18 protein-coding genes are annotated in these 20,885 nt (G+C 71.9%); 9 read left to right on the top strand and 9 right to left on the bottom strand.

The window, feature by feature from the left end:
* Window positions 1-2: 2 nt before the first annotated feature.
* Window positions 3-932, bottom strand: coding sequence for an ABC transporter ATP-binding protein (locus ACGFSB_RS33750; protein WP_393407305.1), 930 nt, complete (start codon window positions 930-932; stop codon window positions 3-5).
* Window positions 933-1,040: 108 nt separating this feature from the next.
* Here ACGFSB_RS33750 and ACGFSB_RS33755 point away from each other — a divergent pair, with 108 nt between their 5' ends.
* From ACGFSB_RS33755 to ACGFSB_RS33765, 3 genes are all read left to right on the top strand, one after another.
* Complete coding sequence (locus ACGFSB_RS33755; protein ID WP_393407308.1) at window positions 1,041-2,258, top strand: sensor histidine kinase; 1,218 nt, start codon at window positions 1,041-1,043, stop codon at window positions 2,256-2,258.
* Between the two features lie 52 nt (window positions 2,259-2,310).
* The gene (locus tag ACGFSB_RS33760; protein WP_393407310.1) at window positions 2,311-2,973 is read left to right on the top strand and encodes a response regulator; all 663 of its coding nucleotides are present in this window, start codon (window positions 2,311-2,313) and stop codon (window positions 2,971-2,973) included.
* Window positions 2,974-3,080: 107 nt separating this feature from the next.
* Window positions 3,081-4,238 carry an ROK family protein gene (locus tag ACGFSB_RS33765; protein WP_393407312.1) on the top strand — a complete coding sequence of 386 codons (1,158 nt, stop codon included), beginning with the start codon at window positions 3,081-3,083 and terminating at the stop codon, window positions 4,236-4,238.
* A gap of 23 nt (window positions 4,239-4,261) precedes the next feature.
* Here the strand turns inward: ACGFSB_RS33765 and ACGFSB_RS33770 are convergent, their stop codons facing one another.
* Entirely contained in the window at window positions 4,262-5,023 is a 762-nt protein-coding gene (locus tag ACGFSB_RS33770) for a GntR family transcriptional regulator (protein WP_393407314.1), read from the bottom strand.
* Window positions 5,024-5,311: 288 nt separating this feature from the next.
* A complete protein-coding gene (locus ACGFSB_RS33775; protein WP_393407317.1) occupies window positions 5,312-6,202 on the bottom strand; it encodes an RNA polymerase sigma-70 factor in 891 nt (296 codons plus the stop codon).
* Between the two features lie 214 nt (window positions 6,203-6,416).
* Here ACGFSB_RS33775 and ACGFSB_RS33780 point away from each other — a divergent pair, with 214 nt between their 5' ends.
* Window positions 6,417-7,307 carry an alpha/beta fold hydrolase gene (locus ACGFSB_RS33780; protein WP_393407320.1) on the top strand — a complete coding sequence of 297 codons (891 nt, stop codon included), beginning with the start codon at window positions 6,417-6,419 and terminating at the stop codon, window positions 7,305-7,307.
* On the opposite strand, the gene ACGFSB_RS33785 is transcribed toward ACGFSB_RS33780, so the two are convergent.
* Entirely contained in the window at window positions 7,265-7,675 is a 411-nt protein-coding gene (locus ACGFSB_RS33785) for a VOC family protein (protein ID WP_393407322.1), read from the bottom strand. The genes ACGFSB_RS33780 and ACGFSB_RS33785 overlap by 43 nt on opposite strands.
* Before the next feature lie 277 nt (window positions 7,676-7,952).
* On the opposite strand from ACGFSB_RS33785, the gene ACGFSB_RS33790 reads away from it, so the two are divergent.
* Both ACGFSB_RS33790 and ACGFSB_RS33795 read left to right on the top strand, forming a co-directional pair.
* On the top strand, window positions 7,953-9,536 hold the full coding sequence (locus ACGFSB_RS33790; RefSeq protein WP_393407324.1) for an alkaline phosphatase D family protein: 1,584 nt from the start codon (window positions 7,953-7,955) through the stop codon (window positions 9,534-9,536).
* 141 nt (window positions 9,537-9,677) lie between these two features.
* The gene (locus tag ACGFSB_RS33795) at window positions 9,678-11,120 is read left to right on the top strand and encodes a GNAT family N-acetyltransferase (RefSeq protein WP_393407326.1); all 1,443 of its coding nucleotides are present in this window, start codon (window positions 9,678-9,680) and stop codon (window positions 11,118-11,120) included.
* Here ACGFSB_RS33795 and ACGFSB_RS33800 read toward each other — a convergent pair.
* Window positions 11,041-12,318, bottom strand: a complete 1,278-nt coding sequence (locus ACGFSB_RS33800; protein ID WP_393407329.1) for a trans-sulfuration enzyme family protein — start codon at window positions 12,316-12,318, stop codon at window positions 11,041-11,043. The genes ACGFSB_RS33795 and ACGFSB_RS33800 overlap by 80 nt on opposite strands.
* A gap of 42 nt (window positions 12,319-12,360) precedes the next feature.
* On the opposite strand from ACGFSB_RS33800, the gene ACGFSB_RS33805 reads away from it, so the two are divergent.
* Complete coding sequence (locus ACGFSB_RS33805; protein ID WP_393407331.1) at window positions 12,361-12,873, top strand: Lrp/AsnC family transcriptional regulator; 513 nt, start codon at window positions 12,361-12,363, stop codon at window positions 12,871-12,873.
* A gap of 35 nt (window positions 12,874-12,908) precedes the next feature.
* A complete protein-coding gene (locus ACGFSB_RS33810; protein WP_393407333.1) occupies window positions 12,909-14,633 on the top strand; it encodes a DUF885 domain-containing protein in 1,725 nt (574 codons plus the stop codon).
* Between the two features lie 39 nt (window positions 14,634-14,672).
* On the opposite strand, the gene ACGFSB_RS33815 is transcribed toward ACGFSB_RS33810, so the two are convergent.
* Both ACGFSB_RS33815 and ACGFSB_RS33820 read right to left on the bottom strand, forming a co-directional pair.
* Window positions 14,673-15,518: an SDR family oxidoreductase gene (locus ACGFSB_RS33815; RefSeq protein WP_393407336.1), complete on the bottom strand. Its 846-nt coding sequence runs from the start codon at window positions 15,516-15,518 to the stop codon at window positions 14,673-14,675.
* Window positions 15,519-15,590: 72 nt separating this feature from the next.
* The gene (locus ACGFSB_RS33820; RefSeq protein WP_393407338.1) at window positions 15,591-16,061 is read right to left on the bottom strand and encodes a rhodanese-like domain-containing protein; all 471 of its coding nucleotides are present in this window, start codon (window positions 16,059-16,061) and stop codon (window positions 15,591-15,593) included.
* A gap of 94 nt (window positions 16,062-16,155) precedes the next feature.
* Between ACGFSB_RS33820 and ACGFSB_RS33825 the strand changes: the two genes are divergently transcribed.
* Entirely contained in the window at window positions 16,156-16,602 is a 447-nt protein-coding gene (locus ACGFSB_RS33825; protein WP_393407341.1) for an Lrp/AsnC family transcriptional regulator, read from the top strand.
* Window positions 16,603-16,611: 9 nt separating this feature from the next.
* On the opposite strand, the gene ACGFSB_RS33830 is transcribed toward ACGFSB_RS33825, so the two are convergent.
* On the bottom strand, window positions 16,612-19,719 hold the full coding sequence (locus ACGFSB_RS33830) for an AAA family ATPase (protein ID WP_393407344.1): 3,108 nt from the start codon (window positions 19,717-19,719) through the stop codon (window positions 16,612-16,614).
* A complete protein-coding gene (locus tag ACGFSB_RS33835; RefSeq protein WP_393407346.1) occupies window positions 19,716-20,879 on the bottom strand; it encodes an exonuclease SbcCD subunit D in 1,164 nt (387 codons plus the stop codon). Before ACGFSB_RS33835 ends, ACGFSB_RS33830 begins: the two co-directional genes overlap by 4 nt.
* Window positions 20,880-20,885: the final 6 nt, after the last annotated feature.

Consider the following 20,885-nt stretch of genomic DNA (forward strand, 5'->3'; position numbering starts at 1 on the left):
GGTCAGGCCTCCTGGCGGGGCTTCGGTGCGGCGGCGAACTCGGTTTCGTCGGCCGTGAGGGCGAGGTAGGCCTGCTCCAAGGAGGCCTGCTCGTCGGAGAGTTCGCGGAGAGGGATGCCGTGACCTGCGGCGATGGAACCGATCTCCTCGGCCTTCGCGCCCTCCACGGTCCAGCGGCCGTCGTCCGCCGCGGCCATCGCGTAGCCCTTGTCCGCCAGAAGGCCCCGCAACCGGTCGCTCTCGTGGGTGCGCAGCCGAACCCGTGGACTGCTGTGTGCCGCGATGAAGTCCCGCATCGAGGTGTCCGCGAGCAGCTTGCCCCGGCCGAGGACGACCAAGTGGTCGGCGAAGGTGGCCGTCTCGTTCATGAGGTGGCTGGAGACGAGGACTGTACGGCCCTCACGGGCGAGGCGCCGCAGCAGTTCGCGGATCCAGATGATGCCTTCGGGGTCGAGGCCGTTGGACGGCTCGTCCAGCATGACGACGCGCGGGTCGCCGAGCAGCGCCGCCGCGATGCCCAGGCGCTGGCGCATACCGAGCGAGAACGTCTTGATCCGGCGCCCTGCCACCGTGGCGAGTCCGGCCTCTTCAAGGACCTCGTCCACGCGGCACGCGGAGATGCGGTTGCTGGCGGCGAGTGCGAGGAGGTGGTTCCTCGCGGTACGCGATCCGTGCGCGGCCTGGGCGTCGAGCAGGGCCCCTACGTGGCGCAGGGGTTCGTCGATGGACGCATAGGAGTGGCCGCCCACTGTCGCGGTGCCCGAAGTGGGCCGGTCGAGGCCGAGGACGAGGCGCATGGTGGTGGACTTGCCCGCGCCGTTGGGGCCGAGGAAGCCGGTGACCTTCCCCGGGCGGACAGTGAACGTAAGGCCGTCCACCGCGCGAATGGTGCCGTACTCCTTGGTGAGGTTCTGGACGTCGATGCTGGTCATGGACCCAGACTCGCGGCCGCGGGTGCGGTGGGTCTTCCCCCGCCCGGGGAGTTCGTCTCCCCCTCACGGGGGAGCCGTGCGGCGGCGCGCGGCTGGCACGATGGCGTGATGCCCTGCTTCCTCCGGCCGGTCACCCGCGCGGTGACCTATACGCGCTGGCTGCATCTGCTCATCGGCTCGGCCATCGCCGTGATGGGCGCGTTCGTCAAGCCGGGGCTCAGCAGTCCCACGCTCGGCCACTGGATACAGATCGCGCTCCAGCCGATCCCGCTGGTGGCGGCGGCCGCCCTGCTGCTTCCGTCCCTGCGTCGGGCGGAGGGGCTACAGGCACGGCTGATGCTGTTCCCGGGGCAGCACGCGCGCGTGCCGGGCGACAACGAGGACTCCGGCATCTCCGTTGCGCCCTCCGCGTCGTGGCGCGACCGGGGCAGGACCGCTGTCTGGGCCGTGCTGCGCCTGGAGGCCGGTTGCGCGGCGGGATTCGTCACGGTGCAGCTCCTCGGGACCGCGCTTGCCCTGGTGGCCACGGCGTCCGAGCCCGGCGACGGGGCCGGGCTGCTCCTTCCGCTGCCGGACCCGAACCCGTTCAACACGCTGCTCGTGCCGATCCCGATCGCGATGTTCCTCACAGTGATCGTGGTCGCGGGTCAGCTGTGGAAACGGGTCGCGCGCCGACTGCTCGGGCCCTCGCCCGTGGAGCGCCTCGCCGCTCTGGAGGAACGCACCGAGCAGCTCCTCGAACGCAATCGCATCGCGCGGGAACTGCACGACTCCATAGGGCACGCCCTGACGGTGGCGGTCGTTCAGGCGGGCGCTGCCCGAGCCGCGGGCGACCCGGAGTTCACCGACCGTGCGCTGGGTGCGATCGAGGACACGGGCCGGGCGGCTCTCGAAGACCTGGAGCGCGTCCTGCGCGTGCTGCGGGAGGACGAGAAGCCCGCGAGCCGACGCCCCACGCTCGCCGACGCAGGCCAGCTCCTCGACTCCGCGCGTGCTTCGGGGGCAAAGGTCGACACCGAAGTGACGGGCCCCTTGGAGCAAGTGCCGGGACCGGTCTCCCGCGAGGCGTACCGGATGCTCCAGGAAGCGCTCACGAACGTGCTGCGCCACTCCGGTCCTGTCCCGGTACGGGTGCGGATCACGGCCGACGCCACGGTCCTTGTGCTGGACATACGCAACGCGCTGCCGCACGGGGGCGAGGCCACCGGCCGTGGTGGCAGCGGGCTTCGCGGCATCCGGGAGCGGGCCACACTGCTCGGCGGCCGGGCCGTCACGGGCCCGCGTGACGGTGAGTGGCAGGTGCACGTCGAGCTTCCCCACGGCTGACCACCTCGGCTGACCACCTCGGCTGCCCCCTCAGCTGATCTACGCTGACCACATGCCGGTCACAGTCCTCCTTGTCGACGACGAACCCCTCGTACGCGCCGGACTGCGCGCCGTCCTGGAGGCGCAGCCCGACATCGAGGTGGTCGGCGAGGCGGCCGACGGCGCCGCGGTGATCCCCCTCGTGCGCCAACTGCGGCCCGATGTGGTCGCCATGGACGTGCGGATGCCCCTGCTCGACGGCATCGAGGCCACGCGCGCGGTCGTGCGCACCGTGCAGGACCCGCCGAAGATCCTCGTGGTGACGACCTTCGAGAACGACGAGTACGTGTACGAGGCGCTGCGCGCGGGTGCCGACGGCTTTCTATTGAAGCGGGCCCGTCCCGCGGAGATCGTGAACGCCGTCCGCCTTGTCGCCCAGGGCGATTCCCTGCTGTTCCCCGCGGCGGTGCGGGAGCTGGCGGCGGCCTACGGTCGGCGCCCCGGCAACGCGGTGGCCAGGGCCGCCCTCGACCGGGCCGCCCTCACCGAGCGCGAGGACGACGTACTGCGCCTGATGGCGCGGGGCCTGTCGAACGCGGAGATCGCGAAGGAACTGATCGTCGGCGCCGAGACGGTCAAGTCTCATGTCAGTTCGGTCCTCGGAAAGCTGGGCGCGCGCGACCGGACGCAGGCGGTCATCGCCGCGTACGAATCCGGTTTCGTCGCACCGGGGTGAGCGACCGTTGACCGGCACTCTGCGTCACAGATGGGCCCGGCACTCGCAGCGGTCGGCTCCGGCGAGTACGATCCGCCCATCATGCGCACGAGCTGGGAGGACGGACGTTGGGGCGGCTGACCGGCGGGGATCCCTCTCTGCTGCGGCGGATCAACTCCGCGGTGGTACTGCACGCCCTGCGTGCGGCGGACTTCGCGACGCTCACCGAGGTCACCGGCGTGACCGGCCTGTCCCGGCCCACCGTCGAGGGTGTGGTCGAGGGGCTCATCGAGGCCGGACTCGTGGTGGAGGTGGCCGCCGAGGAGGGCGCGACCAGACGTCAGGGGCGGCCCGCACGGAGGTTCCGCTTCCGGGCCGAGGCAGGGCATCTGCTCGGCCTGGAGATCGGCCCGCACCGGGTGGCCGCCGTCCTCTCGGACCTGGACGGCCGGGTCCTCGGCACGGTGGCCAGGGACGTGGACGAGACGGCCGGCGCCGACGAGCGCATCGAGCGGCTTCGCACAGCGGTCGCCGATCTGCTGCGCCGCCGCGGGATCGCCCGCAGCTCACTGCGCGCGGTCGGCGTGGGCAGCCCCGGCATCGTGGAGGCGGACGGCACGGTCCGGCTCGGCACCGCGCTGCCGGAGTGGACGGGGCTCCCGCTGGGCGAGCGCCTTCGCAGGTCCTTCAAGTGCCCGGTGCTCGTGGAGAACGACGCGAACGCGGCGGCCGTGGCCGAGCACTGGAAGGGCGCGGCGGCCGAGTCCGACGACGTGGTCTTCGTCCTCGCGGGGCTCAGCCCGGGGGCCGGTGCACTGATCGGCGGACGTCTGCACCGCGGCTACGGCGGCGCGGCCGGGGAGATCGGCGCGCTGCATCTGCTCGGCCGTGACGTGACTCCGGAGACGCTCCTCTCGACCACGGACGAGCCGCTGCACCCGCTCGACGAGCAGGCGGTGGCGCAGGTGTTCGCCCACGCGCGCGAGGGCGACGAGCGGGCGCGGCAGGCCGTCGAACGCTTCATCCAACGCCTCGTGCACGATGTGGCGGCGCTGGTCCTCGCCCTGGACCCCGAACTGGTCGTCGTGGGCGGCTGGGCGGCAGGTCTCGACGGCGTACTGGAGCCGCTGCGCCGCGAGTTGGCCCGCTACTGCCTGCGGCCGCCCCGGGTCGCCCTGTCGGTGCTCGGCGAGGCCGCCGTGTCGACGGGCGCGCTGCGGCTTGCCCTCGACCATGTCGAGGAGCAGCTGTTCGCGGTGGAGGGGACGGTCACGGCGCGACGCTGAGGCGCCGCGCCGACACGCGGGCGTCAGGAAGCCTGACGCTCGGGGCCGTGGTGGATCTCGACGCCGCCCGCGTCGCCGAAGGTGAGGCGGCAGGTGTCGGCGCGGTACGTGGCCACCGAAACGGCCGCGGTGCGGCCCTCGGCGAGGAAGCGGGTCGTCACGACGAGGACCGGTGCTCCGGGCAGCCGGTCGAGCGCCTTGGCGTCGTCCGCGCGGGCCGAGCCGAGCTCGACGGCCCTGTCCTGTCCTTCGAGGCCGAGCCTGTGCAGCTCGCGCAGCACGGCACGTGCGCGTGGCGGTCCGGACGGGGCGTCGATCGCGGAGAGTTCGGAAACGGACGACATCGGCACGTAGAGCAGCTCCGCGGCGACGGGCTGGCCGTGCGAGACGCGGGTGCGTCGCACCACGTGCACCTGCTCTTCGGGGTCGACCGCCAACATGCGGGCCACCTCCGCGGGCGGGACCGCCGGTGCGCAGTCTGCGGGCTGCCAGGCGTCGCCGACCGCGCCCGGCCATGTGCCCTGTGCGGATCCGACGGCCACACCCATCCGCGGCGGGGCGACGGTCGTGCCGACCCCGCGGCGGCGCTGCAGCCTGCCTTCGAGCTCGAGCTGCTCAAGCGCCTGCCGGAGCGTGGCGCGGGCGACGCCGAACCGGGCCGCGAGATCACGCTCGTTGGGCAGGATCTCGCCGACGGCGAACTCGGAGTCGAGCGCCTCGCTGAGCACGGTCTTGAGGTGCCAGTACTTCGGCTCCGGAGCCGCTTCCAGCTGCGTGGTCCCCACCCTGTCCTCCGCAATCGCCGTGTACTCGCGGCGTTTTAGCGCCCTTGTTTATTAAAGGTTCTTGCACTAACTCTGCGAGCGACGATAGAGCCGCACCCACCCTTGGTCAAGACCAATCCTCGATCCGTTACAGCGCGCACAGGGCTGATGCCACAGAGCATTCACGCGATGTTGGCGTGCGGTCACGCACGCGTGGCACGCACGACAGAACCCCCGCCCCAAGTGGACGGGGGTTTGCCGGCTGCCGCTACGGAGCGAATCCGGCCAGGCCGCGGTTCCGGCCCGCGGTCACAGAGCGAGCCCGATGAGCTTGTCCGGATTGCGAATGATGTAGACGGATTTGATCCGCCCGTCGGCGACCTCCAGCTGGAAGACGCTGTCCGGCTTGCCATCGACCAGCACGAGCACCGCCCAGGCGCCGTTGATCTCCATGTACCGGAATTCCGCCGCCGCCCCCTCCGGCACACCCTTGCCGAACGCGCCGTAGAGGAAACGGCCCACCGGGTCGGCCGTCTCGATGACCCGCAGCGGCGCCTTGGCCTTGCCGCCGCTGTCGCCGACCAGACGTACGTCCGGGGCGAGCAGGGACATCAGTCCGTCCAGGTTGCCGCCGGTCGCCGCGGCGAGGAAGCGCTCGGTGAGGTCCCGGCGCTCATCGGGGTCCACGTCATAGCGCGGCCTTCCCTCATCGACGTGCTTGCGCGCCCGCGCCGCGAGCTTCCGCACGGCCGGTTCGCCGCGGTCCAGCGTGCGGGCGATCTCCGCGAACGGGAACCCGAAGGCCTCCCGCAGCACGAACACCGCGCGCTCCAGAGGTGAAAGGGACTCCAGGACGACAAGGACGGCGAGCGACACGGAGTCGGCGAGCACGGCCCGCTCGGCGGTGTCGGGGACGGCAGGACCGTAGTCGGTGACCAGCGGTTCGGGCAGCCATGGCCCTACGTAGGACTCACGTCTGGACTGCACGTGGCGCAACCGGTCGATCGCGAGCCGGGTGGTGACACGCACCAGATAGCCTCGCGGTTCGCGCACCTGCGCCTGGTCGACCGCCGACCAGCGCAGCCAGGCCTCCTGCACGATGTCCTCCGCGTCGGCCACCCGGCCGAGCATCCGGTAGGCCACGCCCATCAGAACGGGGCGGTGCTCTTCGAAGACGTCCGTCACAGTGTCCGTTGCCACGCCTTCATCCCACCCGACGCATCACGCGCTGTCCAGGCGAAACGGGTGCGTGGCGGCACACACCGGCCCCGACGGCCGCGCCGGCCCGCCCCTTTTCTCCCTGTCCCACTTCCCCTCGCCCTCTTGAACTGGAGGCTACTGAGCGGCAATTGTTGCTGACAAAGTGTCTAGGGTGTCTGAGGACCGCCGTCCGGCGGCGGGGACTGGAGCAGCAATGGCCGCAGAGGTGTCCTTCACCGTCGAATCGCCCGGCGGCCCGCGGACCCTGTCCGTCGTGTACGAACGCACGGGCGAGGGCGAACCGCTGCTCCTGCTGCACGGCATCGGCCATCACCGTCAGGCATGGGACCCCGTGATCGGGATCCTGGCCGCGGAGTACGACGTGATCGCCGTGGACCTGCCCGGCTTCGGTGAGTCCCCCGCGCTCCCGGAGGGGCTCCCCTACGACATATCGACGGTGGTGTCCGTGCTCGGCGAGCTGTGCGAGGCCCTCGGTATCGGGCGCCCGCATGTGGCGGGCAATTCCCTGGGCGGCCTTCTCGCCCTGGAGCTCGGCAGGCAGAAGCTCGCGCGTTCGGTCACCGCGCTGTCTCCCGCCGGGTTCTGGACGGCCGGGGAGCGCAGGTACGCGTTCACCACCCTGCTCGCGATGCGGCACGGAGCGCGGCTCCTGCCGCTGCCGGTGATCAAGCGGCTCTCCGGTACGGCGGCCGGACGGGCCGTTCTCACGAGCACCATCTACGCCCGCCCCGGGCGCCGTTCGCCCGATGCCATCGTCGCCGAGACGCTCGCGCTGCGTGCGGCCACGGGGTTCGAGCAGACCCTCGCCGCCGGGCGTGACGGGGTCTTCAGCGACGACGTAACCGGGCTTCCTGTCACCGTCGCGTGGGGCTCCCGCGACCGGATCCTGCTGCGCAGGCAGGGGATCCGCGCCAAGCACGCCATCCCCGGCGCCCGCCTGGTGCGGCTGCCCGGCTGCGGGCACGTGCCGATGAACGACGATCCGGCGCTCGTCTCGCGCGTCGTCCTCGACACGTGCCGCCGCGAAGGCCGGGAGGCGGGTCAGGAGTTGGCCCACGCGCGCGTGCAGAGCACGAGGCGGTAGCCGTCAGGGTCCTCGACGGTGACGCCCCACTCGTTCCAGTACGGATTGGGCGACAGGACACGCTTGCCGCCGTGCCCCTCGAGGCGGGCCACCAGGTCGTCGGGGACGGGCTCGTCGAGGTAGATGACGAGGAGGTCCTCCTCCGTGGGCCTCGGCAGGACCGGTGCGCCCTCCTCGTGGACGAGTTCGAGGTGCCAGGAGGCGTCCGGCCAGCCGGCCATCAGCAGGTCGTGCTCGCCGGGCGCGGCACCGCCCGCCGACCGCCATACGACCTCCAGGCCGAGGCCCGTCACCCAGAAGCGCTCGGCCGCCGCGAGGTCACGCGACGGGCGTGCGATGCGGATGTGGCTCTGCCCGTTGACCGGCACGGGTTCCCCCCTTCGGAAGAGGCGCGCTCGGCCGCGTACCTCTGGTGCCGAGCGTAGGCAGCCGACGATCTTGTGTCCATCAGCCGTCCGGCCTCGGTCGCGGGGCCACCGACCTACGACTCGGGACCCGCGACCGGAGACGTAGCCGACACAGCGTTCGCACACTGGTTCCCTTGTGCCCATGGGCAGTTGTTCACTTGTGGTTTGTGTGTGCGCCGCGGCGCACCACTAGTTGTGGCCCTGCACACTGGTCGGACCTGTCACTGGAGGCGCATTCATGTCACACCCTCAGCCGAGCCCGTCCCCCCGCCGCCGCAGTGTGCTGCGCGGCTCGCTCGCCGTGCCCGCGGCCCTTGCCGTGCCCGCTCTCGCCGGGGCGGCTCCGGCGCTCTCCCTTTCGGGACGCCCGCGGGCAGAGTGGGGCGTGCAGGCCGGTGACGTGACGGCGCACGCGGGCCTGGTGTGGGTACGGTCCGACCGTCCGGCCCGCATGATCGTGGAGACATCCGCCACGGAGTCGTTCCGCAACCCCACCCGCTGGCACGGTCCGGTGCTCGGCCCGGACACCGACTTCACGGGGACGACCCCACTGCGCGGACTCCCGGCGGGCGAGCAGATCCACTACCGCGTCGTCCTGGCCGACCCCGACGACCCCAGACGGACCGGCGAGCCGGTCACCGGCACGTTCCGTACGACGCCGAAGGGCCGCAAGGAAGGCGTGCGCTTCCTCTGGTCGGGCGACATCGCGGGCCAGGGGTGGGGCATCAACCCGGACCGCGGCGGATACCGGGTCTTCGAGGAGATGCGGCAACGGGACCCGGACTTCTTCCTGTGCAGCGGCGACAACATCTACGCCGACGGGCCGATCCTGCCCAGCGTCACCCTGCCCGACGGCACGGTGTGGCGGAACGTGACGACGGAGGAGAAGTCCAAGGTCGCCGAGACGCTCGCGGAGTTCCGCGGCGCCTTCCGCTACAACCTCCTGGACGAGAACCTGCGGCGCTTCAACGCCCAGGTGCCCTCCATCGTCCAGTGGGACGACCACGAGGTGCACAACAACTGGTACCCGGGGCAGATCCTGAGCGACGCCCGCTATACCGAGAAGAACGTGGACGTCCTCGCCGGGCGCTCCCTGCGGGCGTTCAGTGAGTACTTCCCCGTCTCGACGCTGCCGCCCGGCGACGAGGACGGGCGGGTGTACCGGGTCCTGCGGCACGGCCCGCTCCTGGATGTGTTCGTCCTCGACATGCGCTCCTACCGCAACGCCAACTCGCCGGGGCGGCAGCCCGACGACGCCACTGGCATCCTCGGCGCCCGCCAACTGCAATGGCTCAAGCGCGAATTGTCGCGCTCGCGCGCCACCTGGAAGGTCATCGCGTCCGACATGCCGCTCGGCCTCGTCGTGCCCGACGGCTCGACGAACTTCGAGGCCGTGGCGCAGGGCGATCCCGGCGCGCCGCTCGGCCGCGAGCTCCAGATCGCCGAGCTGCTGCGGCACATCAAGCACCGCAAGGTCACCGGAACGGTGTGGCTGACCACCGATGTGCACTACACGTCGGCCCAGCACTACGACCCCTCGCGCGCGGCGTTCAAGGACTTCGCGCCGTTCTGGGAGTTCGTGTCGGGGCCGCTGGCCGCGGGCGGTTTCCAGGCCCTCAAGCTCGACGGGACGTTCGGCGCGGAGCAGCGGTTCATCAAGGCGCCGAACCGCTCCAACACATCACCGGCTGAGACCCCGCAGTACTTCGGCGAGATCGACGTCGACGGCGGCAGTGGCGAGCTGACCGTACGACTGCGGCAGGAGGGCGGCGGAGTCCTGTTCACCAAGGTGCTGCAGCCGGGCCAGGTGGGACAGCAGTGATTGCGTCCCGGAACGGCCGCTAAGGAGTCGTACCCGAACACCCATCGAGAGCAAAGGGGAGCTAAGCGGACAGAAGGCGTCTTAACCCATCAGTCACAAAGCGTTTGTGATCACGCAACACCCTTCCTTCACAGTGGCTGTATGAGTGCAGACATGTCTGATGTGAAGCGAACGAAGCACGGCCGTCCCGTTCACCACTGGCGGCGGGACCTGGTGGAACTGGCCGCCCTCTTCACGGCCGTCGCCGTGGCGGACGCGGTGGCCAACCTGATCGGTCACGGCCCCGACGGCCCTGCTCTGCTCGGGGTCTCGGCCGTGGCGCTGCTCGCCACGGCCGGGTTCCACACATGGTGGGCACGCCGCCACAACCACGCACCCCCGACGGCCGACGATCCCGACGCCCGGCCGCCCGCCTCCACGGAGTCGCCCGCGGAGGCGACGACACTGTGGCGGATGCGCACCACCGTGCGGGACGAGCCGGGCTCGCTTGCCGCGCTGTGCACGATGCTCGCCCACGCCAAGGTCGACATCCTGAGCCTCCAGGCCCATCCGCTGGCCGAAGGCACCGTCGACGAGTTCCTGCTGCGCGCGCCTGAGCCGCTCTCCGCGGCCGAGATCTCCCGAGGCGTCTCGAACGCCGGCGGCTCGGGCACCTGGATCGAGCGAGCCGACGCCCACGACCTGGTGGACGCCCCCACCCGCATCCTCGGCCTCGCCACCCGCACCGCCCTCGACGCCGCCGAACTGCCGCTGGCCCTACGCCAGTTGCTGGGCCGCTGCACCATCCGGTCGGTGCCCGCCCCAGCGCGGGCCGGGTCCGGGCAGCGGGCGGAGAAGCCCACCGACGGCGCGCCCGTCGAGGGCGCGCTCGACGGGACGGTGCTCCGGCTACAGGCTCCGGAGGGCGAAGTGATCACCGTGGAGCGGCCGTATCTGCCGTTCACGCCCACCGAGTTCGCCCGCGCGCGTGCCCTGGTCGAGCTCGACACCCGGCTCGGCCCGCGTATGCCGCGCAGCCAGGACGTCCTGACGCTCGCCGAGGGCAACTCCATCACCGTGCGCCGGGCCGACACCTCCGACGTCGATGCGGCCAAGGCCATGCACGACCGCTGCTCGCAGCGCACCCTCGGGATGCGCTACCACGGCCCCGTCCGCGACGCGGACCGCTACCTGAACCACCTGCTCAGCCCGCGCTTCGGCCGCACCCTCGCGGTGCAGACCGCGTCCGGCCGCGTCGTGGGCATCGGCCATCTGCTCTGGGACGGCGACGAGACCGAGATCGCGCTGCTCGTCGAGGACGACTGGCAGCGCCGCGGCATCGGCACCGAACTGCTCGGCCGCCTGGTGACGATGGCCGTCGAGGCGGGCTGCGACAGCGTGTACGCGGTCACGCAGGCGTCCAACACAGGCATGGTCGCCGCTATGCGCGGCCTCGGCCTGCCCCTCGACTACCAGATCGAAGAGGGCACGCTGGTCATCACCGCCCGCCTCGACGCGACGCCGGTCAGCTCGCGGCTGCCGTACGACAAGGCGCGGCAGACCGACGCGGACTTCTATCAGCAGGAGGCAGGGCACCGGCGCTGAGGGCACGGTCGAGGTCCTGCCACAGGTCCTCGACGTCCTCGAGCCCGGCCGACAGGCGCAGCAGGCTGTCGCTCACGCCGGACGACCGCCGGTCCGCGGCGTCCACGACGCGGTGGCTGATGGACGCCGGATGCTGGATGAGCGTGTCGACGCTGCCGAGGCTGACCGCCGGGGTGATCAGCCGCACCGCGGCGGTCACCTCGTGCGGGTCGCCGCGCACCTCGAAGGCGACCATGGCGCCGCCGATCCGCGGATAGTGCACACGGCTCACACGCGGGTCGGCGGCCAGGCGCCGCGCCAGTTCCGCCGCGTTCGCCGAGGCGGCCCGTACGCGCACCGGCAAGGTGGCGAGGCCCCGCAGCAGCAGATATCCGGCGAGCGGATGCAGCACCCCGCCGGTGGCGAAGCGGACCTGCCGCAGCTGCCGCGCGAACTCCTCGTCACAGGCGACCACTCCGCCCAGTACGTCGCCGTGGCCGCCCAGGTACTTGGTGGCGCTGTGCAGCACGAGCCGCGCCCCGCTCTCGGCCGGCCGTTGCAGGACGGGCGTCGCGAAGGTGTTGTCGGCGAGCAGCGGCACGGTGCCGCAGGCCTGCGCCACGGCCCGCAGGTCGAGCTCGGCGAGGGTCGGGTTGGCGGGCGACTCGACGAGGACAAGGCCCGTGTCGGGGCGGATGGCGTCGGCGATCCCGGCCGGGTCCACCCACGTCACCTCGGAGCCGAGCAGCCCCGCGGTCAGCAGATGATCGCTGCAGCCGTAGAGCGGGCGGACCGCGACGACATGACGCAGGCCTGCCGCTCCTCGTACGAGAAGGACCGCGGTCAGCGCCGCCATGCCGCTCGCGAACGCGACCGCGCTCTCGGCGCCTTCGAGCCGGGCGATGGCGGTCTCGAAGCGGGCGACGGTCGGGTTCGCGAGGCGGGCGTAGACGGGCGGCCCGTCGTCCAGGGAGCCGTCGGCCGCGAAGGCGTCTATGCGCGCCGCCTCGCCCCGGGTGTCGTAGGAGGGGTAGGTGGTGGACAGGTCGATCGGCGCGGTGTGCAGGCCGAGCCCGGCGAGGTCGTCGCGTCCCGCATGCACCGCCTCGGTGGCGAGGGCGCGCGGTGCGGGCGACACAGGGGGTGCTGACGCCGGTGCCGGGTGGCCGGGCCCGGGGCGGGATTCCGTGTTCGTGTCCATGCGGGACAGACTGAACAACTTCCCCTCCTGCATGGTTGAACACCGTGCTACGTTCGGCAAGTGGCTGAATCTGTCGTACTCGACCCGGTGGATCTCCGCATACTGCGGCTCTTGCAGAACGATGCCCGGATCACCTACCGCGACCTCGCGGCCCAGGTCGGCGTCGCGCCATCGACCTGCCTCGACCGGATCTCCCGTCTTCGCCGCTCCGGTGTGATCCTCGGGCACCAGCTGCGGCTCGACCCGGCGAAACTCGGCCGTGGTCTGGAAGCACTGCTCTCCGTTCAGGTCCGGCCGCACCGGCGGGAGCTCGTGGGCCCTTTCGTGGACCGGATCAGGGCACTGCCGGAGTCCCGGTCGGTGTTTCATCTCGCGGGGCCCGACGACTATCTGGTGCATGTCGCGGTGGCCGACACCGCTGATCTGCAGCGGCTCGTCCTCGACGAGTTCACGGCGCGGCACGAAGTGGCACGCGTGGAGACGCGGTTGATCTTCCAGCAGTGGGACTGCGGTCCGCTCCTGCCACCGGGTCCGGAGGCCGAAAGCCGAGAGGAGACCACCGGCAAATCGTGATGACGCGGGCCTGTCCCCCGTATGAAGATGTCCGCATGTCAGACTCGAAGATCCTCAAGCCGGACGCCGAGCACGGCCACGGTCGGCACCTGCTGCCCCGCGAGGTCGCCGACGCCTATGTCGACGCGTTCATCGGCCTCGATCCCATCAACGGCACTTATCTCGGCGTCACAGCGAGCCACAGCAAGCTCCCCGACACCTCACCGGCAGGCCAGGAAGCCCTCGCGGATCTCGCCCGCACGACGCTCGCCCAGCTCGACGAGGCGGAGCGGCGTCCCGGCGCCGACAGTGACGCCGAACGCCGGTGCGGGCGGCTCCTGCGGGAGCGCCTCACCGCCGAGATCGCCGTGCACGAGGCCGATGAGGGGCTGCGCGCCGTCGGGAATCTGCACACGATCCCGCACGCGGTACGGGAGATCTTCACCCTGAACCCGATGGAGACGGCCGAGGACTGGGCCGCCATCGCCGAACGGCTGCGGGCCGTCCCGGCCGCGTACGAGGGATATCGCGCCTCGCTCGAACTCGGCCTGGAACGCAAGCTGTTCGCGGCTCCGCGCACCACGGCCACGTTCATCGGTCAGCTGACCGAGTGGGCGGGCCCGGACGACGGATCCGGCTGGTTCGACACGTACGCCGCGGAGGGCCCGGAGTCGCTCCGCGCCGAACTCGACGCCGCCGCGCGCGCCGCCACCACGGCCGTCGTGGCGCTGCGCGACTGGATGCGGGACGTGTACGCACCCGCGATCGAGGGCGCTCCCGAAACGGTGGGCCGGGAGCGCTACGCCCGCTGGTCCCGCTACTTCAACGGCGCCGACCTCGACCTCGACGAGGCGTACGCGTACGGCTGGTCCGAATTCCACCGGCTGCTCGGCGAGATGCGCACCGAGGCCGAGAAGATCCTGCCCGGCGCGGCCACGCCGTGGGTGGCGCTCGCCCACCTCGACGAGCACGGAACGCACATCGAGGGCGTGGAGGAGGTGCGGGTCTGGCTCCAGGATCTGATGGACGAGGCGATCGGCGCGCTGGACGGCACACACTTCGAACTCGCCGAGCGGGTACGGAAGGTGGAGTCCCACATCGCCCCGCCGGGCGGTGCGGCGGCCCCCTACTACACGGGCCCTTCCGAGGATTTCTCACGCCCTGGCCGGACCTGGCTGCCGACGATGGGCGACACCCGCTTTCCCGTGTACGACCTGGTCTCCACCTGGTACCACGAGGGTGTGCCGGGCCATCACCTCCAGCTGGCGCAGTGGGCGCACGTCGCGGAGAGCCTCTCCCGCTACCAGGCGACCATCGGCATCGTCAGCGCCAACGCGGAGGGCTGGGCGCTGTACGCGGAGCGGCTGATGGACGAGCTCGGCTTCCTCACGGACGCGGAGCGCCGACTCGGTTATCTGGACGCCCAGATGATGCGTGCGCTGCGGGTCATCGTCGACATCGGAATGCACCTGGAGCTGGAGATCCCGGCGGACTCGCCCTTCCACCCGGGCGAGCGCTGGACCCCCGACCTCGCGCAGGAGTTCTACGACGCGCACTGCAGCCGCCCCACGGATTACGTGACGAGCGAAATGACCCGCTACCTCTCCATCCCCGGCCAGGCCATCGGCTACAAGCTGGGCGAGCGGGCCTGGCTCCTCGGACGCGAGAACGCGCGGCGGCGGCTCGGCGACGCGTTCGACGCGAAGGCGTGGCACATGGCGGCGTTGTCGCAGGGGCCGCTGGGGCTCGACGATCTGGTGGACGAGTTGTCGGCACTCTGAGGTAGCCCGGGGTTCTCAGCGGCTCGGCGGCTCGGCGGCTCAGCGCCGGAACCCGCCCTCCGAGTCGATCACCTGCCCGGTGATCCAGTCGGCCTCGTCCGTGGCGAGCCACGCGATGAGCCTGGCCGGGTCATCGGGCATCCCCCACCGCCCGGCGGGGAATCTGGCGGCGATCGCCTCATAGTCGTCGCCGGTGCGGTAATCCGTGTCCACGGGACCGGGGTTGACGGCGTTCACGGTCACGGCCTGCTCGGCGAGCGTCGTGGCCAGGGAACGCGTGGCCGAGGCCAAGGCGCCCTTCTGCAGGCTGTAGGCGATCTCATCGGGCATTCCGCCCGCGATGTCCTGCCCGGACGTCATCATCACGACGCGCCCACCGGGCGTACGGGACGGCAGGGCGGCCCGCAGCCGCGCGTACGCCTGCACGAGGAGAATCACCGACCGGGTGTCCACCGCCCAGTGGGTGTCCAGCATGGCGGCGTCGATGGTGTCGAGGGTGCCGTCCGCGCCGCTGACGGCGTGATTGGCGACAAGGATGTCGATACGCCCGCCGAGCGCGTCGGCGGCTTTCGCGATCAGGTCGCCCGGGGCGGCGGGATCCGCCAGATCACCGGGCCCGTCATGGACGCGTGCCCCGGGATCTCCGAGCGCGTCGCGTACTCCGGCGACGACATCGGCGGGGCGGTCGGCGCCCCAGGGCATCGCGGCGTCGTGCGGTACATGGTGGTGCAGATACAGACTCGCTCCGTACGCGGCGAGGCGTCGGGCCACGGCAGATCCGATGCCGCCGCGTCGGCTGGCTCCGGTGACGAGAGCGGTTCGGCCGCGCAGCGGCAGAGGGTCGCGCCGCAGCGCTTCGGGGGTGGGGTGCGGAAGGAGGGGCATGGCAGACCATGCTGCGGGGTGCGGGGCCAGGGCGCACGGGAGTTGTCGTGCACCCCGCCCCGCGGCCACGCCTCAGCAGCCGCAGTCTTCCGCGTGCAGAGGCGCCGTCAGAGCGTCGGGCGTACGGCGATCGCTGCCTTCCCAGGTCTCGAACTCGAAGCCCTCACGGGCCCAGTACTCGAAGCCGCCCAGCATCTCCTTGACCTGGAAGCCCAGTTGGGCGAGGGCGAGGGCGGCGCGGGTCGCGCCGTTGCAGCCGGGGCCCCAGCAGTAGGTGACGACGGGGACGTTCTTGTCGAGCAGTTGCTCGGCCTGCTCCGGGATGAGGGCGGTGGGGACGTGGACCGCACCGGGTATGTGGCCCTGGTCCCAGGATTCGGTCGAGCGGGAGTCGAGCACGACGAAGCCGGGGTCACCGTCGGCGGCGAGCGCCGACGCGACGTCCGACACATCGGCGTGGAAGGCGAGGCTCGCACCGAAGTACGCGGCGGCGGCCGCGGCGGTCATCGGCTCGGTGTGCGCTGTGTTCGTCACTGTGCTCATGGCCAGAAATCTACGGGCCAAGCCTCCGGCCCAGAAGAGCCGACCACCGGCGTACCCCTTGATCGGCCGGGGAATCCCCTGTTACCTCTCAGGCATGACCGGTTATTCCACGGACGCCACCGACTGGCGCATCCTCGATGTCCTCCAGCGTGAGGGCCGCGCCAGCTACGCCGAGCTCGCGCGTGCCGTCTCCATGTCCGCGAGCGCCGTCACCGAACGGGTCCGCCGTCTCGAAGAAGCGGGCGTGATCCAGGGATACGCGGCCGTGGTCGATCCGGAGCGGCTCGGTCTCCCCATCCTCGCGTTCGTGCGGCTGCGCTATCCGAACGGCAACTACAAGCCGTTCCACGACCTGGTCGAGACGACTCCGGAGATCCTCGAAGCGCACCACGTCACGGGCGACGACTGCTTTGTGATCAAGGTCGCGGCGCGCACCATGAGCCACCTCGAGGAGGTCGCGGGGAAGATCGGCGCGCTGGGGTCCGTGACCACCAGCATCGTCTACTCCTCTCCCCTGTCGAGGCGCCCGCTGGGGCGCTGACCCGGTCTCCTACGCCCCGCCCCGCTGTCGTACGACCGACCCCGCACGCCCCTTCTCGACCTCCAGCTGTGCGTGGACGCGGCGCCGGAGATCCGCGACGTGGCTCACGATGCCGACGCTGCGGTCCCGTTCGCGCAGCGAGTCCAGGACATCGAGGACCTCGTCGAGCGTCTGGTCGTCGAGGCTGCCGAAGCCCTCGTCGATGAAGAGCGTGTCGAGCCGTACGCCGCCCGCCTCGTCGGTGACCACGTCCGCGAGGCCGAGGGCGAGGGCGAGCGAGGCGAAGAACGTCTCGCCGCCCGAGAGCGTCGACGTGTCGCGCTCCCGGCCCGTCCACGCGTCGACCACGTGCAGGCCGAGCCCCGAACGGCCGCGTCCCGTGCGGTCGTCGGAGTGGACCAGGGTGTAGCGGCCCGACGACATGCGCCGCAGCCGCGCGGTCGCGGCCGCCGCGACCTGTTCGAGCCGGGCGGCGAGTACGTACGACTCCAGGCGCATCTTGCGTTCGTTGTCCGCCGACGTGCCCGCGGCGAGCCCCGCGAGCCGCGCAACCCGGTCGTACTCGGTACGCAAGGGCGCGAGGCGCCTGACCGCGGCGGCCGACCTGGCGGAGAGCCGGTCGAGTTCGGCGCAGCGGCGGGTGGCCGCGTCGAGCGCCGACGCTGCCGCTCGGGCCAGCCTGTCGGCGGTTTCGGCGGCCTCCTGGGCGGTGTGGAGGTCGGCGGGCGGCTGCTGAGCGGCGTCGGCCGCGTCCGGCTCAGCGAGGAGGGAACGTACGGCCGCTTCCTCGTTCTGCCACTCGTCGATACGGTGCTGCAGTTCGCGGTGTCGTGCGTCGTCGAGCAGCGCCTCGGCCGCGGCCCTCGGCGTGTCGAACCCGGCGCGGAAGGCCGCGTCGGCGAGTCGCGCGTCGGCGTCCTTGAGCCGCTGAGCGGTGTCGTCGGCGACGCGTGCGGCATCCGCGGCCTCGGTCAGCAGCGCGGTCTGCCGCTCCAGCTGCGCGGCACGGGCGGCGACGCTGCCGCTGGCTCCGCGCGCGCGGGTCAACTCGGCGTCCAGGCCTTGCTGTTCACGATCGAGGGCCTCCCGCAACGTGGCCCGAGAGGAGACCCGCTGCGCGGCCTCCTGCCGTGCGGTGACCCTGCGGTCGTGCTCGCGCTCGGCCCGAGCGAGGTCTTCCTTGGCAAGGTGCAGCCCGGAGGCACGGCCGCGCGCGTCGGCGTGTTCGCTCCGCAGTTTCTCGACAAATGCGGCGATTCCCTCCACGGAGAGCTCCTCCGCCGCGCCCGCCGATGCCGCGCCGCCCGACGCCGCACCACCCGCTGCCGCGGCCCCCGCCGCCGCCAACGACTCCCGCACCTCGCCGAGCTGCCGCTCCGCCTCCGCGCGTCCCTCGTCCGCCCGCCGGTACGCGGCGAGCGCCGAATCCTCCGTGGCGCGGTCGACATGACCGGCGGTCTTCGTGGCGGGGGTGGGGTGTTCGGTGGCTCCGCAGACCGCGCAGGGGGCGCCCTCGCTCAGGCCCGCGGCCAGTTCGGCCGCGATGCCGGTGAGGCGCTGCTCCTTCAGGGTGAGCCAGTACTCATGGGCGGTGGTGGTGCCTTCGCGGGCCGCGAGGGTGCGTTCGTGTGCGAAAGACGCCTCGCGGGTGAGGCGGTCGCGGCGCCGGGCCGCGTCCAACCTACCCTGTGCGGGCTCCAGTTGGCCCGCCAGGCGCTCGGTGCGCGTGGCCGCGTCCTGGGCGGACTCGATGCGCTCCTGGAGGCGAGTCCTGGTCACCTCCCAGCCGTCGAGCCAGCCCGCCGCTTCGCGCAGCAGCTCGTCGTCAGCGCGCTCCTCACGCTCCAGGGACGCCCGCTCTGTGCCGAGTTCGGTGAGGCGGCGTTCGGCGCGCCGGGCCGATTCGAGCCCGCCGAGCTCTTCGGCCGCCTTGCGCGCGGCGGCGGCGAGTCCCGACGCCCCGGAGTCCGCGAACGTGGCGGGCAGGTACCCACGCGCGCGTGCTTCATCGCCCGTCGCCCGCCGGTGCTCCTCCTCGGTGGCCTGGCGCAGGCCGAGCGCGGGGGCGACCGTCTCGGCCTTGCGGCCCCGGTCCATCAGGGTCTGCCGCTGCCGGTGCTCCTGCGCGCGCTCCTGAAGGCGCGCGGCCCGCTCCTGCGCCTGGCCGAACCGCCGCTGCAACCGGTCAAGTTCGCGTACGTCATCGAGGCGGCCCGCCGCGCTGGCCTGCACGGACTCGGCGGCCGTGAGGGCGCACCGCTCGATGGCACGCCGTTCACGGGCGCCGGAGCGCGCGACGGCGGCCCAGACGAGGACGGAATCGGCGAGCCCCGGATCGCCGGGCGACAGATCGGGCAGCGGCAGCTCGGCGCCGTCGAGGGCACCGCCCGCGGCCTGCTGCATTCGGTGCGCGTCGGCAAGGAGCTCCCCGTCCCCGTCGCGCACCGCGCCCTCGGCGTCGCGCCGCTGCTCGGCGAGGCGCGTCTCGACCGCCGCGAACCTGCGCGTGTCGAAGAGCCGCCCGAGCAGCTTGCCGCGGGCCTCGGCATCGGCCCGCAGGAAGCGCGCGAAGTCGCCCTGGGGCAGCAGTACGACCTGGCAGAACTGCTCCTTGCTCATGCCGAGCAGCTGCGTGATCTCCTCGCCGATCTCCTGGTGGGAGCGGCTGAGGTCCTTCCATACACCGCCCTGATCAGCACCGCCTTGATCAGCACCGCCTTGATCAGCACCGCCTTGATCAGCACCGTCGTGCTCACGGAGCCAGCTCTGCGCCTTCTCCATGGTCGTACCCGTGCCGCGCTTCTTCGGGCGCTCCCACGGCGGCTGCCTGGTGATCTCCAACCGCCGCCCCTCGACGGTCAGTTCGAGGCACACCTCGGTCCTGACGGTGGGCTGCGCGTAGTCGCTGCGCAGCGTCACTCCCTGGCCGCCGCCCTGCCGGGCCCCGGGCACCGAGCCGTACAGGCCGTAGCAGACGGCGTCCAGGACGGAGGTCTTCCCCGCGCCGGTCGGGCCGTGCAGCAGGAAGAGCCCGGCGGCGGAGAGCTCGTCGAAGTCGATGTCCTGAGTGGTGCCGAAGGGGCCGAACGCGGTGATCCGGAGCCGGTGCAGCCTCATCGGGCCACCTCGCGCAGCGTGTCGTCGGTGCGGACGGTGTCGAACGCCGCCCGCAGCACGGCCTGTTCGCGCTCGTCGGGCCCCGCGCCCCGCACATGGGTCACGAAGTCCTCCGCGATCTGCTGGTCGCTGCGGCCCTCGAGACGCTGGGCGTACGAGACGTCCGGGTCATCGGGAGTGCGTACGGGGTCGAAGACGAGGCTGAGGGTGTGCGGGAAGCGTTCGCAGAGGCGGGCCATGGGGTCGTCGGGGCGGACCGGGTCGGTGAGCGTCGCCTCGACCCAGGCCTCCTCGTGGCGGGTGAGCTCCGGGTCGGCGAGCAGCACATCGAGCTCTCCCCGGACTCGGGCCAGCGGGCGCGGCACCGGACAGTCGATCCGCTCGGCGTCGATCTCCCCCGTCGCCCCGAGGCCGATGAGCCACATGCTCTTGCGGTGGGCGGACTCCGAGAACGAGTACGACAGCGGGGAGCCCGAGTAGCGCACGCGCTCGCTGATCGCCTGGCTGCCGTGCAGGTGGCCGAGCGCCACATAGTCGACGCCGTCGAAGACCCCGGAGGGCACGGCGGCCACCCCGCCGATCGTGATGTCCCGCTCGCTGTCGCTGGCCTCGCCGCCGGTGACGAAGGCGTGCGCGAGGACGACGGAACGGGTGCCCGGCGGCCGGGCGGCCAGGTCGGCGCGCACCCGCTCCATGGCGGCACCGAGCACCGCCTCGTGGCCCGCTCTCGCCACCCCGAACTCGTCCTTGACCAGCGCCGGTTCGAGATAGGGCAGGCCGTAGAACGCCACGTCTCCGTGGTCGTCGGCCAGGACCACCGGCTCGCCGCAGGCGGCGGGCGCGGTCCGCAGGTGGATGCCCGCGCGGCCGATGAGACCCGCGCCGACACCGAGGCGGCGCGCCGAGTCGTGGTTCCCGGAGATCATCACCGTCGGGACGCCGAGGTCCGCGAGCCGGTGCAGCGCGTCGTCGAACAGCTCGACAGCGGCGAGCGGCGGCACCGCCCTGTCGTACACGTCCCCGGACACGACGACGGCGTCGATCTCGCGCTCACGCACCGTGTCGACGAGGTGACCGATGAACTCGGCCTGGGCGCCGAGCATGTTCACCCGGTGGAACGACCGGCCCAGGTGCCAGTCGGACGTATGCAGAATTCTCAAGTCACC

Source organism: Streptomyces sp. NPDC048441 (assembly GCF_043200235.1).
GTDB lineage: Bacteria > Actinomycetota > Actinomycetes > Streptomycetales > Streptomycetaceae > Streptomyces.